Source organism: Buttiauxella agrestis ATCC 33320, from assembly GCF_000735355.1.
GTDB classification, from domain to species: domain Bacteria; phylum Pseudomonadota; class Gammaproteobacteria; order Enterobacterales; family Enterobacteriaceae; genus Buttiauxella; species Buttiauxella agrestis.
In genome coordinates this window covers 50,367-67,672 of sequence record NZ_JMPI01000036.1, presented here as the reverse complement: position 1 = coordinate 67,672, position 17,306 = coordinate 50,367, and the positions used below count along the sequence as shown (strand labels likewise).

General features: G+C 48.0%; 17 protein-coding genes. 14 read left to right on the top strand and 3 right to left on the bottom strand.

Annotated features, from left to right (window positions below):
* The first annotated feature begins 84 nt into the window (after positions 1 to 84).
* The 7 genes from GBAG_RS13180 to GBAG_RS13150 all read left to right on the top strand — a co-directional run bounded on the left by GBAG_RS13180 (position 85) and on the right by GBAG_RS13150 (position 4,213).
* The gene (locus GBAG_RS13180; RefSeq protein WP_034496781.1) at positions 85 to 363 is read left to right on the top strand and encodes a regulatory phage cox family protein; all 279 of its coding nucleotides are present in this window, start codon (positions 85 to 87) and stop codon (positions 361 to 363) included.
* Positions 364 to 373: 10 nt separating this feature from the next.
* On the top strand, positions 374 to 553 hold the full coding sequence (locus GBAG_RS13175; protein WP_034496778.1) for a hypothetical protein: 180 nt from the start codon (positions 374 to 376) through the stop codon (positions 551 to 553).
* Positions 550 to 1,050 carry a hypothetical protein gene (locus tag GBAG_RS13170; protein ID WP_034496775.1) on the top strand — a complete coding sequence of 167 codons (501 nt, stop codon included), beginning with the start codon at positions 550 to 552 and terminating at the stop codon, positions 1,048 to 1,050. The genes GBAG_RS13175 and GBAG_RS13170 overlap by 4 nt, the downstream gene beginning before the upstream one ends.
* 66 nt (positions 1,051 to 1,116) lie before the next feature.
* Positions 1,117 to 1,356, top strand: coding sequence for a DUF2732 family protein (locus GBAG_RS13165; RefSeq protein WP_034496773.1), 240 nt, complete (start codon positions 1,117 to 1,119; stop codon positions 1,354 to 1,356).
* Positions 1,349 to 1,639 carry a DUF5405 family protein gene (locus GBAG_RS13160; RefSeq protein WP_051873714.1) on the top strand — a complete coding sequence of 97 codons (291 nt, stop codon included), beginning with the start codon at positions 1,349 to 1,351 and terminating at the stop codon, positions 1,637 to 1,639. The genes GBAG_RS13165 and GBAG_RS13160 overlap by 8 nt, the downstream gene beginning before the upstream one ends.
* A 2-nt stretch (positions 1,640 to 1,641) precedes the next feature.
* The gene (locus tag GBAG_RS13155) at positions 1,642 to 1,917 is read left to right on the top strand and encodes a DUF5405 family protein (protein WP_034496770.1); all 276 of its coding nucleotides are present in this window, start codon (positions 1,642 to 1,644) and stop codon (positions 1,915 to 1,917) included.
* Positions 1,901 to 4,213: a replication endonuclease gene (locus tag GBAG_RS13150; protein ID WP_425591303.1), complete on the top strand. Its 2,313-nt coding sequence runs from the start codon at positions 1,901 to 1,903 to the stop codon at positions 4,211 to 4,213. The genes GBAG_RS13155 and GBAG_RS13150 overlap by 17 nt, the downstream gene beginning before the upstream one ends.
* A 227-nt stretch (positions 4,214 to 4,440) precedes the next feature.
* Here the strand turns inward: GBAG_RS13150 and GBAG_RS13145 are convergent, their stop codons facing one another.
* Positions 4,441 to 6,657, bottom strand: a complete 2,217-nt coding sequence (locus GBAG_RS13145; protein ID WP_034496765.1) for an AAA family ATPase — start codon at positions 6,655 to 6,657, stop codon at positions 4,441 to 4,443.
* Positions 6,658 to 7,333: 676 nt separating this feature from the next.
* Here GBAG_RS13145 and GBAG_RS13140 point away from each other — a divergent pair.
* The 5 genes from GBAG_RS13140 (at position 7,334) to GBAG_RS13120 (ending at position 12,075) form a co-directional block, all read left to right on the top strand.
* On the top strand, positions 7,334 to 7,735 hold the full coding sequence (locus GBAG_RS13140) for a hypothetical protein (RefSeq protein ID WP_034496762.1): 402 nt from the start codon (positions 7,334 to 7,336) through the stop codon (positions 7,733 to 7,735).
* Between the two features lie 517 nt (positions 7,736 to 8,252).
* A complete protein-coding gene (locus tag GBAG_RS13135) occupies positions 8,253 to 9,386 on the top strand; it encodes an MFS transporter (RefSeq protein ID WP_241973932.1) in 1,134 nt (377 codons plus the stop codon).
* Between the two features lie 45 nt (positions 9,387 to 9,431).
* Positions 9,432 to 9,920 carry a cysteine hydrolase family protein gene (locus GBAG_RS13130; RefSeq protein ID WP_016246481.1) on the top strand — a complete coding sequence of 163 codons (489 nt, stop codon included), beginning with the start codon at positions 9,432 to 9,434 and terminating at the stop codon, positions 9,918 to 9,920.
* Positions 9,921 to 10,192: 272 nt separating this feature from the next.
* Positions 10,193 to 10,972: an MBL fold metallo-hydrolase gene (locus tag GBAG_RS13125; protein ID WP_016246480.1), complete on the top strand. Its 780-nt coding sequence runs from the start codon at positions 10,193 to 10,195 to the stop codon at positions 10,970 to 10,972.
* A 128-nt stretch (positions 10,973 to 11,100) separates the two neighbouring features.
* A complete protein-coding gene (locus GBAG_RS13120) occupies positions 11,101 to 12,075 on the top strand; it encodes a GlxA family transcriptional regulator (RefSeq protein WP_034496757.1) in 975 nt (324 codons plus the stop codon).
* Positions 12,076 to 12,354: 279 nt separating this feature from the next.
* Here GBAG_RS13120 and GBAG_RS13115 read toward each other — a convergent pair whose 3' ends face one another.
* Positions 12,355 to 13,389, bottom strand: coding sequence for a phage portal protein (locus tag GBAG_RS13115; protein WP_034496755.1), 1,035 nt, complete (start codon positions 13,387 to 13,389; stop codon positions 12,355 to 12,357).
* Entirely contained in the window at positions 13,389 to 15,161 is a 1,773-nt protein-coding gene (locus tag GBAG_RS13110) for a terminase ATPase subunit family protein (RefSeq protein ID WP_034496753.1), read from the bottom strand. Before GBAG_RS13110 ends, GBAG_RS13115 begins: the two co-directional genes overlap by 1 nt.
* Before the next feature lie 165 nt (positions 15,162 to 15,326).
* Between GBAG_RS13110 and GBAG_RS13105 the strand changes: the two genes are divergently transcribed.
* Both GBAG_RS13105 and GBAG_RS13100 read left to right on the top strand, forming a co-directional pair.
* Positions 15,327 to 16,181, top strand: coding sequence for a GPO family capsid scaffolding protein (locus tag GBAG_RS13105; protein ID WP_034496751.1), 855 nt, complete (start codon positions 15,327 to 15,329; stop codon positions 16,179 to 16,181).
* 48 nt (positions 16,182 to 16,229) lie between these two features.
* Positions 16,230 to 17,303, top strand: coding sequence for a phage major capsid protein, P2 family (locus GBAG_RS13100; RefSeq protein WP_034496748.1), 1,074 nt, complete (start codon positions 16,230 to 16,232; stop codon positions 17,301 to 17,303).
* Positions 17,304 to 17,306 lie beyond the last annotated feature (3 nt).

Sequence of the window (17,306 nt, the reverse complement as noted above, 5' to 3'; positions counted from 1 at the left end):
TGTCTCTATTGGTGTTGCGATTACACTAAAGCCCATTAGAGAACATTAGAACCCATTGGTTAGATCTAGATAAAAGGTTAGCAGATGAGCAAACAAGTTGTAAGTATCAGCGATGCTGTCCCATATCCTGAATTTGCCCGCCTTATTGGCAAAACTCCGTCAGCGGTCAGAGGCATGATTGAAAAAGGTAAGCTTCCTGTCATTGAGATGACCGACCCGCTATCAGCAACGAAACGAGCAGGGGAGTATTGGGTCTATCTGCCAGCCTGGAACAATGGAATGAAAATGGCGTATGAAAGCCGACCTAAAGAAATCAGGGAAGGGTGGTTGATGTGGTTGGGTTTAGGCGAGCCGATGCGCTGAGGGGAATGTGATGACCGAACCACGATGTATTGCTCAGCTCCTGCACAACCATCAGGCAACACGCCCGATGGAGTTCACCATTACCCACGGTAAAGGACGTAAAGGCTTAATTATTCGTCAGCCGCGTCGTTATGGCGTTGCCGGTGCTTTTCAGCGATGCCTGAAAGTGGCAGGGAGACTATTTAAATGACAGTCATGACATTTGCAGTAGTGAAAAATCAACCTTCTGGTCTGCGTGGTCTGGTCGCTAAACACCTGGCAAAACCACGCTGGGTTGAATCCTGTAATTTCTACAATGACATGCTGGAACGTGAACGCCTTACAGTTTGCTTTCACGCTCAGTTAAAACAACGCCATTCTGTCATGCGTCTGGAAGAAATGAACGATTGTGATCGTGAGCGTATTGTCTGTGCCATTGATGAACTGCGCGGCGCATTCACAAAACAGCGAGCTATAGGTGTAAGCAAAGCAGGATTTATAGGGCGTCTTACTGTGAGCCAGCGGCGAACACTGTTTTTACATGCCGGACTGTCGGAAGACGAATTTAATCAGCCTTATTGGTATATCGAAAACGAACAATGTACCTGGCGGGATGCTTTAATAAGGGCATTGCGCGAGTTATTTAATTTATTTGAGTACACACCAGCAATATTGACAGCGGTTAAACCTGAACAATATCTCCATTAATTAACCGGTGGAAAAAATTAACACACTTCACTGTGTGGGGCTTTTTATTATCTGGAGTCAGGGTTTATGCAAACAGAAATTAATCATCAATGTAATACAGTGCAGTTAAATTCACTTCTCACTCATGCCCGAGCGGAAGCCAGGGCAGATGCGGCTGTTAAATACTCGTCACATATTGATGGGCTTATTCGCCACATTACGAAAAACGAATTATCGGGTGTTGAGATTGTGGAGCTGCTTCACCAGGAGTCTCAGAAGCTGCATAAGTCAGGTCTCAGCTATCAGAGAGGGCTGGCCTGTGAGTAACCGCCGAATTATCGTCAAAAACTGGTATGCGGTTTCGAAGCTGAATGGCTCCTTTGTCCTGGCTGATGTTAAACACGATAAGGACACCGGTGCGGTTTCTTATCCAACGGTCGCCATTTATTCCAGCGAGTTAAAGCTGATTTCCGACCTGATTAACCTGATGGTCAAACGAGCTATTTTTCTGAAGCGAGTCAATAACGCCAACGAGCTTTTAAAAGAGATAAATCACTGTGGCGAGCTGTGTCAGACCGCCATGAATAAAATCAATAATATTGAGGGTTAAATATGTCAGTCCATATTCAGGTTGGCGATAAGTGGGTCATTACCAGCGACCAGTATCAGTTTATTTTGCAGGAAAAAAAGATAGCGAAAACAGGGAAAATGGCTGGCAAAGAATGGTTAGATACTATTGGTTATTACCCGAAGATTAACCAGCTTGTAACCGGTCTGATTCATCATCACATCCAGACCTCAGTTGTTGATTCGGTTGAGGCAATGGCCGCAGAAATTGCGCGCATTGCGCAGGTATGTGAACACGCTTTTAATGCCAATGCTCAATAATGAGCGGGGGCGTATCGCTCCTTCTGCGACACCTCAGATTCAAGGCACCGGCAAATCATTCGTCGGTGCTTATCCCTGGAACGCACCGCGCGAGGCTATCTCGCTAGATCCCTATGACAGAACGCTTACACGTGATGAACACCGTCAGGTGCAAGCGGTTTTAGCTGAGATAAATACGCTCCCGCATAACCTCTGCACCAAATTCAGTAATCGCTATTACTGGCTGAAACGCCACTCAAGCCAGCTTGATGCATTGCGGTTCCTGACCTCCACTTTCAAGCGGCGCTTATGGCCACGCATTGAACGCGTAAATCGCAATCACCGGATGAACACCGACGCTTCAATACGTTTTTTGTCCGAACAGGATGCTTACTCTCATCTGCCGGGTATGAACGATAAAGCGCTGGAGAAGTTCGCGGGACGGATAGCGGCTCAGTTATTCAGTGCATATGAAGAACTCAGCGACAGCTATGCCAGCGAACATGAGGGCGATAAAAAAGAAGTGCTGTTTACCGATGAGGCTCAATCCTGGCTTTACGGTGAAATTGCGGGGGCAGCCCGCGCGTTCAATGTTACGCCGCTGCACTGGAAAAAGTATCGCAAAGGAAAGCTGACTGCACGTGAAGCGTTTTCAGCCGTTTTCCGTCTGATTACCGATGACTGGTGGGTTGCTCAGTTTAAAGCACAGCGCACCCGATGGAATGAAGCGCTGTTAATTGCGGTCGGCGAGGTCAGTAAAAAACGTTCACCTTACGCCAGCAAACAAGCCATTCGGGATGTACATGCGCGTCGCCTGGCTAATCTGGAATACCTGAAAAGCCGCGAACTGGAGAACGTGGAAACCGGCGAGCGAATCGACCTGATTGATAAGGTACTTAAAAGCATTTCTAACCCTGAAATCCGCCGCATGGAATTAATGAACACTATTGCGGGTATTGAGCGTTACGCCTCCAGCAAGGGTGATGTCGGAATGTTTATTACCATAACGACTCCATCCAAATATCACCCGACACGCGTCACTGGTGTGGATAAAACCGTCCAGCTTAACCATAAATGGAACGATGAAGCTTTCAGCCCGAAAGATGGTCAGCGCTATCTGTGTGGTATCTGGAGCAAGATGCGCACTGCATTCAAAGACAATGACCTGAATGTGTATGGCATGCGCGTCGTCGAGCCTCATCATGATGGTACACCGCACTGGCACATGATGCTTTTCTGCCAGCCTGACCAGCGTCAGCAGGTTATCGGGATCATGCGTCGTTACTCTTTAAAAGAAGATGGTGATGAGCGTGGGGCGGCCAAAAATCGCTTTGAGTGTAAGCACCTCAACAAAGGTGGGGCGGCGGGTTATATCGCAAAATACATCGCGAAGAATATTGATGGTTATGCGCTGGATGGTGAACTGGATAAAGACACCGGCAAGCCGTTAAAAGACACCGCAGCCGCCGTTAATGCCTGGGCGTCCACATGGCGCATCCCTCAATTTAAACCGATTGGTGTACCGACAATGGGCGCTTATCGCGAGCTGCGTAAACTACCGCGTGGTGTGAGCATCGCCAGTGAGCTTGATGAGCGAGTAGAAGATGTCAGAGCCGCAGCCGACGGCGGTGATTTTGACTTGTACATTGCCGCACAGGGTGGGGCAAACGTCCCACGTGACGCGCAGACTGTCCGGGTTGCCCGTAAGGTGGCTGACGAGCTTAATGCGTATGACGAGGAGGTGCAGAAGGTTGTGGGCATCTTCGCCCCGCATCTTGGTTCTGACAATGTTCATGTTACGCGTACAACTCAATGGCGCATCGTTGCTAAAGCCGTTGACGTTGACCTTAATCTTTTGACCTTAAAGAGCGGCTCCGCCGCGACTCGGAGTCCTGTCAATAACTGTGGGTTAAGTGTTTTTAACACCAGTGCAGAATCGACACCTACACCTTCTGAGCACACCGCAGTGGTGTTAAATCTACTCGAAAGCGGAGAGGTGAACTGGAGCGATAGCGATGTTCAAGTGGCGCTCCGGGAGGCTCTGAAAGTGCAAGAAGCTAGGGCGAGAACACGACAGCAAAACCATGACGCCACAAACGTCAGTAATCACGCGCCGTCAGCACGATTAACCCGGCAGGAACGCGAACGCATACCACAGATCTGCTTTGAGCTTTCGAGGCAGGGAATCAACCCGCAGCGCTGGGAGCTTGAGGCGCTTACGCGTGGGGCCGCAGTCATATATGGAGATACAAAATTCTCTTACCCAGCAGCTGATAAGTGGCCGGGGTATAATTTTAGCTTTGATATTTCTAAATAACTGACCTAGAATGCCCGCGCTACCGCTTGGGATATCAACATTGCATTACTCTTGGTATTAGCTTTATACAAAGGGTGTAAAGGCTGCTATTGGCAACAATAGCGCTTGCATGGAGATAACCTCATGTTAAAGCTAGTGAACGTACGTCAGTACTCCCGCTACCGTTTTGGACGTTGGGAGACGGTGTGTAGACACCGTCGATCTTACCCAAATCGATGATATGCGGCCTAAGCGGTAGCAACTTCCTCTTCTTCCTCATCCATCATTTTTATATAATGCTTTTCATCTCCAGTCATAGTAAATATTATTCGCAATTGCTCCATATATTTTTCTGGTGCTATATCTCCCATGTCGGTGATATTAACAGCATCTGAATGAGAACCTCGATTTATGTATCTATAAAATGCTCTAAAATCATTGTTGCCATCATCATTTGCGAGTTTAATTAACTCTGATTGTAGCGCATCTGTTCTATGAACAAATGCAAAATAATACTCTAAAATATTTCTCATTATATTGGGTATTATTATTCTGTTGACTTTCCCTGCTTTTGCATCTTTTAAAATTTGCCATAATGACTGGTACTCGTTTTGGATACTGTTTTTTTCAATGTCAGATATTATGCTGTATTGATTCTTTGTTACTCTTCCAAGATAGTAATCTCGCTTGAATGTTTTATCTTCTTTGCTTTTTGGAGCAAGCTTAATAAGCTCATGGAAAAAATAGAGGTTGTGAGTAAGTAATAATATTTTTTTTGCTGAGTCACTTTTTATTATTTCAAAGTGAATAATAGATGCGATATCATAAATATAATTCTGGGAGAGGCTGGAAATTGGATCATCAATGATGATGAAAGTGTCTCGCATATCTACATCGTCTTTATTTAATTTTCCTTTGCAGCACTCTAGGAAATAGAGGAAGGTTATTAGTGTTTTTTCACCTTCGCTAAGAGATCTATATACATTTTCATTTTCAGGTTTGTCAGTGCGAGATATAATATACTTGTCTTCAGATTCATTGTGTTTGGTTATGTTGAAACCGTGTATCCCAAGATTCTTAAGCCTTAGATTAATTGAGTCTATTGTTAAATCTATATTAGACACTTGATCTCGAAGTGCTTTTATTTCCTCATTGTTCTTTTTCCCTTGTTTCGTTATCTCATCTGTCTCTAATTTTATTTTTTTATAATTTTCGTTGTGTGATTTTTCAAGCTCGGAGAGTGTTTCAAATTCTGGATTACACAAGTCTCTAATACCACCCCATATCCTTCCACGTATAGAATTTTCACTTGTTTTAAATGTTCTGACTTTTATATTTATTTCATTTATCTTTTTGTTATATTCGGTTATGCTTTCCTGAAGTTTTGATGCAGTTGAGTTATCCCATTGTAGTGTGACTACAGATGACGGGTTTTTTATTTTTTCTGAAATTAGAGCTAAGTTTTTATTTGCTTCGGCTTCCAAAATTTTCAGGTGCGCTGTACTTTTTTCTTTTTCTTCAAAAGGTATTATTTCACATGCTGAAATTTCTTGCTGCAATCTACTGTAAATGTTTTTAGTTGCAGCTTCATAAGCTGATTTTATGGAAGATATTTGACGCACTTTTTGTTCATAGCTTTCATCAAATATGGATTCAATAGCCTTGTGAAATATAGGTGTTATCGTGTTTTCTTGGCAGAAAGGGCATGTGGTTCCATTTAGGTAAAGTTCTTTCCCTCGTTTGACCCAATCGAGGTTTTGAATTTTTTTGATTGCTTCCGAGAGATAACTGTTACTTGAGTCTATGATTGGCGTTACTAAAACATGTATATCATCTGCTGAAAAGGTGTAGTTTAAGAAAGGAGTTATTAGAAGGAGTTCATTATTTTTATGTTTCAGTAGTTCACTATATTCTTTCGCTAGCAAGCTAAGGTTTATATTCGGAAGTCTTGGTATTTTAGCTGTTTGGGTAAAGAAATCTCTTTTACTCCCTAAACTCCCTCTCATCAATAATTTTAAATCAGATAACCGAGTTGATTCGGTTTTAGTCCAAATGGAATCTTGGATTTTTAATTCTTCTTTATTTTTCTCTTCGGTTAAATTTTTTGCGGAATTTATTTTTTCTCTATATTGATTAGTTAGGGATTCTTTCAGAATCTCTTTTTCTGCTATCTCTTTTTCAATATCTGCATTTGCTTTACTTAATGTAAATACACCTTTTTGTTCTTTAGTATTATAAAAATTATCCTCAATAAATTTTGAATTGTAAACAACTGGGCGGAAATTTTCTAATGATGAGCATTCGCAGTCCTGAAAATCGGCATGCGCTGTATTATAAAAAAAATTAGATATGGTGGATTTTCCGCTACCATTATGACCATATAATATGTTGATTTTTTTACTTAGATTTATAGTTGTAACAGTGTCTTTTTGATAGCTGGTTATGTTCTTTAGTCTAAGTTCCATTTTAACATCTCATCTTTTTAATAAGCTATTAAGTAAATAAATGCTCGGAGCGAATATAGTTGGTTCTATTATAAAGATCTACTCTACCATTTCGGTTTTTTCAAGAAAAAAACAATTTAATCAAGGGAATTACGGCCTAAATCACTTTTGCAAAAATATCATGCTTACAAACAGTAATTTTTGTTATGTACACCATGCATTAGGTGCATTTTTTTGCATGTGCCTAGCTCGCCTGTTCTGGTCATGCGCCGCCTGAGTTGGCGCGGATCACGAGTGATCATGCAAATGCATTAAAACCGACCCATGAAGTGGGCAGGCGTGGCGGGGATAGCATTGCGCGCTGGAGCATTTAATTATTTTATTTTCCACCACATGAACGCCTCGCTGAGGTGTTGAGCGATGCGCAGGTATGCACGTTGTGGTTGTGGCGTTACGCGGTGTGAGGGATGTCTGAGTAAGCGAGAAGAGGGCGTTGAAAATGCGCTACCTGAGTTGGTGATACCATGGATTATGCGGCGGGTGTCAGTTCAAATGTATTAGCTTAGATTTGAACTGACAATGGTACAGCATAGGGCTAAACATAATCTGATGGGCCGCTCTGTGCCAAAAGCGGATGTTGCAAAGCCACGCTAGTTAGGTTTACATATTGTATTCCCAATGGATATGGATTCTACACATGAAAATACGATTGTTACTGCTTATATTTATCATCAGTTCCCAGTCGTGGGCAAGTCAGCCCTCCCCAAAGGAGCAAGCTAAACAAATGGCTGAAGCAGCATGCCTGTACCAATATAATGTCATCTACTCTCGCTTTGCTTTGGGTTTTTCTGAGGAAAAAGCAATTCAAGCATCGTCTAAAATACTAACTAATTATCTGGAGAGTCATAAAACAAACGCAGGCGATTTTTTTCTCTCATCGATTCATAGAAGTACAATTGCACAATTACGGGAATTAGAAGTAAATAAAGAGGCAGTGCAGCAACTAAGATCTCCCCCGCCAAGTTTTAAGGATGATTTTTTATCGTCTTGCAATGAAATGAAAACCGAGCAGTTGGAAACTATGCATGTTTTTGGTTAAATTCAGCAGATATGCAGATATGGTTTTTGAGGACCATCACATTTGTTATTTATGTTCCTCGCTCATAGCGTACCGGGCAGCCGTTTGGACTGTCCGCTCAGTGCCAGGAGCGGACACCCAGATAAAAAAGCATATTAACGTTGAATGATTTCCTGGATGGCATTGGCTGATTAGGTCTTTACTCGACCGCATGACATATTGGCCCAATTTCATTGATTCCTGGCGTGCAGCCCACTCACTGACTACTCATCACTCTCCCTATAATGGCAACGTCAGCAGGCCATTAGCTCATCTTTCTCATGAAAAATCGCCTTGTTCAAACCTGATCGCCATCCTGGCCCAGCATCTTTCTGAGTGACGCAACCTTAACTCAGTCAGTAATAGTCACTGAGACTGAAATTGTATTGATGCTTAATTTCGTGTCTTTCGGAGCTTCAAAAAAATGAGGAATATGCATCGACAGGTCCTGATACTTGCAGGTTCTCAGGCCATCTTTCAATCCATAGCGGTACTGATAATGACTATCGGTGGGCTTGCAGGTGCGCTTCTTGCCCCCGGCCCCGCGCTGAGCACCGTACCGCTCGCAATGGCAAGTCTTGGCACTGTGTTAGTGATGTTTCCTGCATCGTTATGGATGAGCCGGATAGGCAGGAAAACCGGCTTTATAACCGGTGCTCTGAGCGGAATTATGTCGGCTATTATTTCCATGGCGGCAATGATCCAATATTCCTTCATTCTGCTGTGTATTGGTATGTTCTTTCTGGGGATTTATCAGGCGTTCGCTCAGTTTTATCGCTTTGCCGCCGGTGAAGTCGTTCTCCCGGCATTCCGGACTAAAGCTATTTCGCTGGTATTGGCTGGAGGTGTCGTTGCCGCTCTGCTTGGCCCGTTTCTGGCAAGCTTCGGAAGCGCATTTTTTAGCGTTTCCTATGCAGGGTCATTCCTCTTTATGGGAATAATGGCTTCGGTGGGTCTGTTGCTATTATCACGTTTACAGATACCGGTTCAGTCAATGGAAGCTTCTGAACACGTTATCGCGAGGTCATGGAAAAAAGTCGTTTTTCAGCCCGCTTATCTTGTTGCCCTTTTTTCCGGCGCGTCAGGATTTGGAATTATGGTACTGGGCCTGACCGCGACACCTATCGCGATGAAGCACTACGATTTTGACTTGCCTCAAATTGCTACCGTGATACAGCTCCACATACTGGGCCGGTTTGTACCGTCATTCTTCACCGGAAAACTGATCGACCGATTTGGCGTCATTAACATTATGCTGGCGGGCATTCTTCTCATGCTTGCTTACCTTGCTCTGGCGTTTTCAGGCGTCACCTGGGGAGTGTTTACGGGTGCATTAATATTGATGGGAATCGGTTGGAACTTTCTCTATGTCGGCGGAACCAGCTTATTGGCAACAACTTACACTACAGAGGAAAAGGGGGTTGCGCAGGCGACCAATGACATGAGCGTCTTTATCTTCAGCCTGATTTGTTCGCTGGGTGCCGGCCCACTGCTAAATGCTTATGGCTGGAAAACCATGCACCTCCTTTTAGTACCCTGGGTCCTGTTTCTTATGGTGCCGCTACTGTGGCTCGCTGTGCGTAAAAAACGTCAGGATAACGCTGAGAATGAGGTCACTTTACCACTGCAGTAAATTGACTCTGTGAACCTTCCAACCAATAAACCCCAAGGACTCAACATGAAAAATGCTCTGATTGTTATTGATATTCAGAATGATTATTTCCCGGGCGGAGCCTTTCCGCTTGAGGAGCCTGAGCTAGCCTGTAAAGCTGCAATGACTGCGATTGAAAAAGCGCGCAAAGAAGGTTGGCTTATCGTCGGCATCCAGCATATTGCAACGCCCGAAGCTCCTTTCTTCAAACCTGACAGTAAAGGCGCGAACATTCATCCGGATGTTGTTGCTGCACTGGGAAATGCACCCGTGATTATCAAGAAAGAGGCAGACAGCTTCTTCGAAACCAGCCTTGAGCAGTTGCTACGTGAGAATGGCATCACTGATATCTATCTTACCGGCATGATGACGCAGCACTGTGTCACACATACTGCGCTTTCCCCGCAAGCTCAGGGCATGAAGATGCATATCATTGCGCAAGCATGCGCTGCACCCACCAAAGCTCTGAGCGATCTTGCCCTGTTCGGACTGAGTGCACGCTGCAATGTGAGTTAACCAACTGATTTTGTTAAGTACAGGCCTATCCAGGGGATGTGTTTTTTCAGATAACACATCCCTTTTTTATTTCATTTGAACCGTCATTGGGTTGTAACGGAATACCACTAAACCCTGCGCATTACGATTGACCTGATTTCATCGGTTAATGACCAGAGAGCATGTCACGACCTCTCCCTTCCTCATTTTATAGTAAGCCCACTCGCATCCCCCCGGCAGCACAACAGCCAATACGGTGGGTGAATAAATCTGATTAATGACTGGAGCAATAAATGAAATTAACGCAAATCCGCAACGCCACGCTGGTACTGGAATATGCCGGTAAAAAATTCCTTATCGATCCTATGCTGGCCGAAAAAGAAGCCTGGGACGGCTTTGCTGGAAGTGCACGCCCACATCTGCGTAATCCAATGGTGGCCTTGCCTGTGGCCGTTAAGGATTTACTGACGGTTGATGCCGTTATCCTGACTCACACCCATACCGATCACTGGGATGAGGCTGCCCAGCAGGCTATTCCCAAAGACATGCTTATCTACACGCAGGATGAAAAAGATGCGGCACTTCTCCGCTCTCAGGGCTTTCTCAACATTCGCGTTCTGAAAGAGGAAAATCATTTCGTAGACGGCATGACTATTTACAAAACCGACGGCCAGCATGGCAGCAACGAATTGTACGCTGATGCCCAGTGGGGTGAGCTACTCGGTGATGCATGTGGGCTGGTCTTCACTCACCATGATGAAAAAACGTTGTATATCGCGGGTGATACTGTCTGGGTTAAGCCTTACGCAAAAAACCTGCAACGTTTCAAACCGGAGATTGTGGTGCTGAACACCGGTTATGCGGTAAATGACCTTTACGGTCCGATTATCATGGGCAAAGAGGACACACTGCGCACACTGAAAATGTTGCCCAATGCCACCGTCGTGGCGTCTCATATGGAATCGATTAATCATTGCCTTCTTACCCGTGCGGAACTTCGCGAGTTCACGCTTGAACATGGTATTGAAGATAAGGTTCTGATTCCCGCAGACGGCGAGACAATGGCTTTCTGACAGGCCATCCCACCTGACCTGATGAGGAATGCCATTACTACTGGTCACCTGTTATTGTTTGGTCAGTTAAAATAAGCGTTTTAGCCGCCGGTAAGCCGGTGGCTATCATTTACGGTAAGGTTAACGTTATGTCTGCACTGACGGTCGCCGTGATTGCCACGGCCGGATTTAGCCCATTTCACTTTTCAGTCCCTTGTATTATTTTCGGGCAGTCTATGCCGCAACCGGATTTATTCTGCGTCGAAATCTGCGCTGAAAACCCTGGCGTTGTTATGTCTGATATGGGCCTGTCCATCAACGTGGAGCATGGACTTGAGCTGCTGGACACCGCAGACATTATTATCGTGCCTTACTGGAATCATCCGGAAGAAAAACCATCTCAGGCCCTGCTGGATGGGTTAATAAAAGCATGGCAGCGTGGTGCAGAAGTGGTGGGACTTTGTCTCGGTGCTTACGTACTTGCCTATTCCGGCTTACTGGATGGGCACCGTGCTGCCACACACTGGGAATACGAACAGGACTTTATTGAACGATTTCCTGCTGTCCATCTGGACAGCAACTCGCTGTATACCAGTGATGAACGTCTGATTACCTCAGCGGGCACCGCCGCCGGTATTGATTGCTGCCTGAATATTATCCGTGACCATTACGGTTCTGCTATAGCTAACCGGGTGGCAAGAAGAATGGTTGTTCCACCTTACCGGGAAGGTGGCCAGGCCCAGTTTATTGAACGCCCGGTCCCGGTATCGACCCGGGATAGCAAAATGAATGAACTGATAGAGTATCTGCGCCGTAACCTGGACAAGCCTCATGATCTCGACTCACTTGCCGGGTTTGTCAGCATGAGTCGACGAACGTTAACGCGTCATTTTTTCAGGGCAACCGGAACGACGCTTGGCGACTGGCTGAACGCGGAACGCCTTCAGAGAAGTCAGGAGTTACTGGAAACGACAAACATTAGTATTGAACGTGTATCCGAAATGGTGGGTTTTCAGTCGCCAGTCTCATTTCGTCAGAGCTTCAAAGCGAGATTCAGCGTCAGTCCAAGCGAATGGCGTAGAGCTTTTCGAGGGCCTGCGCCTGTTGATGTCGACGTGAAGTGAGAGCCAACCCCTACCAGTTTAAATCCTCTTAGCTAGAAGGTTTGTATCACGTCCGTTCCTCGCTCTTAGCCGACTGTAATTCTAATCTCGCATTGCCGTATCACACAGTCAGAAAAGGATTCGGCTTCTACAGATTATTATTGTCTCATTGCATCGTCGTGGGATTTTTTAAATATACTGCTGCGTTTGGTTGTAGCTATCAGCAGATTGCTTTGTGGAGCGTCTGAGGAAGTAAGGTGAGGGTGTTAAAAGCCGCTTCGTGAGCGGCTTCAATCAGATTTATTCGGCGGTAGTCAGCTCGTAAGGTTTAAAGCGGATCACCTCGGCGCCAATCCACTCATTCACCTCTTTAATTCGCTCCTGCAAAGGCGTCAGCTCGTTACGCACAAACACCTGTGCAGCTTTGACCACGTCACCAAACCCGCCGGTATTATTGGGAATAACACCCATCATTTGAGGTGGTACGCGGTGCGCACTCATTAAATCCTCGGCACTGGCTTTCTTGATGTTAAAGAAATCGTCTTTGGTCGCCACCTCACTGAGCGGGACGATTTTAATCCCGTCCGGTTTGCCGTTCGGTGCGTAGAAAAACAGGTTCTTGAAGTTCCCTAATCCCTTCGAGCTGCGCATCGCCTCGCGCAGCGCTTCCACGTCGGTGCTGCTCTGCGCGGCGTCCGTCACATACATGATGTAACCCGCATGTGCACCGTTCTGGTAATACTTGCGCCGGAACAGCGTCGCCGATTCATTCAGCCAGGCAGAGTTAAGTGCGCTGAGATATTCCGGCAGGCCGTACAGCTCCTGATTAATATCCGGCTCCAGCAGATGGAAAACGGAACCGGGCGCGAACTCATGCGGTGTGACAAACGACTGCACGAACCAGTACGCATCCTCGCCGGTGCCCTTGCGGGTGTATTTGGCCGGTGAGGTTTCGAGCCTTAACAGCTTGCCGGTGACGCTCATGCGCTTTTCTAAAAAGGCATTGCCAAACACCAGAAAATCCAGCGCAAAGCGGCTGAAGTCCTGCTGTGAAAGCAACGGGTGCGGGATAAAGGTCGAAGCGAGAATATTGCGCTTCACGTAAATCGGCGAGCTGTGGTGAACGGCGGCACGCAGCGTTTTCGCCAGCCCGGTAAAACTGACCGGTGGCTCAAACCATTTGCCGTTACCGACGCACTCGGTGTAATCGAGAATGTCACGACGGTCGAGCACCGGCGACGGCTCACCAAAGGTGAAAGCTTCCATTTTTTGCGGTGCCGCAGCCGGTGCCGCGAATGTGTTTTTTGCTGTGTGATGTTTGCGTTTCTTCGCCATCAGTTGAACTCCAGAATTGAGGTGGATGCCTGACCGCTTCCGGCGGTGAGTGGCTCATTTAACAGCGCGTGCATGGTCGCCCACGCGACATCGGCGTGGCTGGCTTCTTCGCTGCGGCTGGCTTCATAGGTGGCACTTCGACCGCTGCCGGTCATGGTTTTGCGGATAGCCATAAACGAGGCGGTGATGTCGGTGTAACTCACGTCATATTCCAGGCAACCACGCGCAATGGTGTCTTTGGCTTTGAGCACCATCGCGGTTTTCACCTCGGGGCTGTAGCGGATCTCCCGCGCTGCCGGGTAGAACGCTCTGACGAGCTGGTAAACCCCCTGGCCGATACCGGTCGCGTCGATACCGATGTACTCGACGTGGTATTTTTCGGTCAGTTTTTTGATGGACTCGGCCTGTGTCGCAAAGTCCATGCCCTTCCACTGGTGGCGCTCCAGAATGCGGAACTTGCCACCGGCTACCACCGGCGGAGCCAGCACCACACACCCGGCACTGTCACCGGTGTGTGACGGGTCGTAACCAATCCACACCGGGCGATAACCAAACGGACGCGTGGCGAACGGCTGCCAGTCATCCGCCCAGGCTTCCATGCTGTCGACCATGCAGCGTTGCAGCTCCTCGAACGGAAACACCGAGGCTTTGTCATCGACAAACTCACACATGAATAAATTGCGGAAATCATCGGCGCTGTTTTCGCGTTTCAGCGTGTCGAGATTAAACAGGTCGCAGCCCCCGGCGAGTGCGTCCTCAATGGTGACAATCTGCCGCCACTGACCATCCGCGCAGGCTATGCCGTTCTTTAATGCCGCGTGGCTGATATCCAGGTCGACGCACTCGCTTTTATCCGCACGCCCTTTGTTAAACAGCTCGCCTGACCAGAACGGGTAAGCCCCATGCGCCAGCGTGGACGGTGTCGAGAAATAGGTCGAGCGCAGGTGCTGTTGCGAAGCCATGCCCGATGCCACTTTGCGCAGCTTCTGGAAGTTGGGTATCCAGAAAATCTCATCGACCAGCAGGTCACCGTTATGGCTCTGCGCGGTGTTGGAATTGGTGCCGAGGAAAATCAGTTTTGCCCCGTTGTTACCGATGACAATCGGGTCACCGGTCAGGTCAACATCGACAAGGCGGGCAAACTGGATGATGTACTCGCGGAACACATACGCCTGCGTTTTACTGGCCGAGAGGAAAATCTGGTTATGGCCGGTTTTCAGGGCGCGCAGCAGTGACTCGCGCGAGAAATAAAAGGTTGCGCCAATCTGGCGGGATTTGAGGATATTGCGGATACGGTGTTGCAGTCCCGCCTGGTGCCAGCCGAGCTGATATTCAAAGGATTCGGCAAAGAAAATCTCCTCCAGCTTTTCGATAGCCTCGTCGCTGAAAAAGTTCTTTTTCGGCTTCTTACGCTCGCCCTTATTGCGGTTGGCGACGTTGGGGTTTAAATCCGCTTCACTGCCGGTCTGGTTGTAGCGGTTCACCCGCGCCAGCCGCTCAATCTGTCGGCCTAACAGGTCGATTTCTTTGAAGTCGCCGCCGTCTTTTTTCGTCTTGGTGATGAGCTGAATTAATCGCGCTTCAAGACTGTTTTCCACACGGGTGATGGGCGCAATGCCATCCCAGCCGTCGCGCTGTTTCCAGCTCTGCACCGTCGGGCGTTTCTGGCCGAGCATTTCAGCAATCTGCGGCACGGAAAACCCCTGCCAGTAAAGCAGTGACGCCTGTCGACGTGGGTCAAGAGTCAGGGAGGTGTCTGTGATGATGGTCATGATTGCCTCGCATTATTTGATAAAGGCAAGGCTACTTAAGCGGCGGGTGATGTGCGCTAAGGTGCTGTTGTGTCAGGGGTAAGCCATCCGGGATGAATGGCAGGCCGGGTGCGGAGTCTGGAAACTAAGCCTGACCCAATCACCCCACACTCAGGACTCCTGACCATGGCAAAAAAAGTTTCTAAATGGTTCCGCATCGGCGTCGAAGGTGACACCTGCGACGGTCGCGTGATCAGCGGCACCGATATTCAGGAAATGGCCGATTCATTCGACCCGCGTGTTTATGGCGCCCGCATTAATCTCGAACACATCACCAGTGTGTTACCCGACAGCCCATTCTGCCGTTACGGTGATGTCACCGAACTGAAAGCTGAAATCATTGATGATGATTCCGCGCTGAACGGCAAGCTGGCGCTGTTTGCCCGCATCACTCCGCTGGCGAACCTGGTGGAAATGGTCGGCAAGGGCCAGAAGGTTTACACCTCCATGGAAATTCGCCCGAATTTCTCCAACTCGGGCAAATGCTATCTGATTGGCCTCGCGGTCACTGACGACCCGGCAAGCCTCGGCACGGAATATCTGGAATTCTGCTCCCGCGCGAAAACCAATCCGCTCTCTGGCCGCAAAGAGCGCCCGGAAGATTTGTTTTCTGTCGCCACTCTGGCCGAGCTGGAATTTGAAGACCAGCCCGACACCCTGCTGACCAAACTGACCGACACCGTGAAAGGCATTTTCAGCCGCAAACAGGCCGATGACGATGCACGTTTTAACGATGTGCATGAAGCGGTGACGGTGGTCACTGAGCAGGTGCAGGCTAACCACGAAAGCACCGAGCAGCGCATTTCTGCGATGGAATTATCTCTCAAAACCCTCAAAGACGACCTCACCGGTCAGCTTGAGGAAAGTCAGCAGAAACTCACCTCACTGGAAACCTCACTCGATAAGACCGAGAGCTTTGCGCAGCGCCGCCGTGAACCGTCGAGCGGCGGTAATGGCGACTCGATGCTGACCAACTGTTAAGCCCGGACGCACTGCCGGAACAAAACCAAAACTCATTCAGGAATCATTATGAAGCCACAGACCCGATTTAAATTTAATGCCTATCTCACCCAGGTGGCGAAGCTCAATAACGTCGACGCCGGTGATATGACCAAAAAATTCAGCGTCGACCCGACCGTCACGCAGACGCTGATGAACACCATGCAGGAGTCATCCGACTTTCTGACCCGCATTAACATGGTGCCGGTCGCTGAAATGAAGGGTGAAAAAATCGGTGTGGGTGTCTCCGGCTCAATTGCCAGTACCGCCGATACCGCCAGCGGTGATGAACGTCAGACCGAAGATTTCGCGGCACTGGAGTCCAACAAATACGAATGTGACCAGATTAACTTCGACTTCCATATTCGTTTCCGCACCCTCGATTTATGGGCGCGTTTCCAGGACTTCCAGCTCCGTATTCGCAACGCCATTATCAAACGTCAGTCGCTCGATTTAATGATGGCCGGATTTAACGGTATCAAGCGTGCGGCGACCTCTGACCGCAGCAAAAACCCGTTGTTGCAGGACGTGGCGGTCGGCTGGTTGCAGAAGTACCGCAACGAAGCCAAAGCGCGTGTGATGGATAAAGTCACCGCAGATGATGGCAGCATTATTTCTGATGTGATCCGCGTGGGTAAAAACGGCGATTTTGCCAACCTCGACGCGCTGGTGATGGATGCGACCAACAACCTGATTGCGCCGTGGTATCAGGAAGACCCTGACCTTGTGGTCATCTGTGGCCGTCAGTTGCTGGCGGATAAGTATTTTCCAATTGTGAACCAGGAGCAGGCCAACACCGAAGCGATGGCCGCCGACGTGATTGTCAGCCAGAAGCGCATCGGCAACCTGCCAGCGGTGCGCGTGCCGTATTTCCCGGCCAACGGCCTGATGGTCACCACCCTCGAAAACCTGTCCATTTACTACATGGACGACAGTCACCGCCGCATCATTGATGAGAACGGCAAGCTCGACCGCGTCGAAAACTACGAATCAATGAACATTGATTACGTCATTGAAGACTACGCCGCCGGTTGCCTGGTGGAAAACATCACGCTCGGTGAGTTCCCTGAGCCGCCGAAAGATGAACCGGTGCAGGAGGCGTAAGCC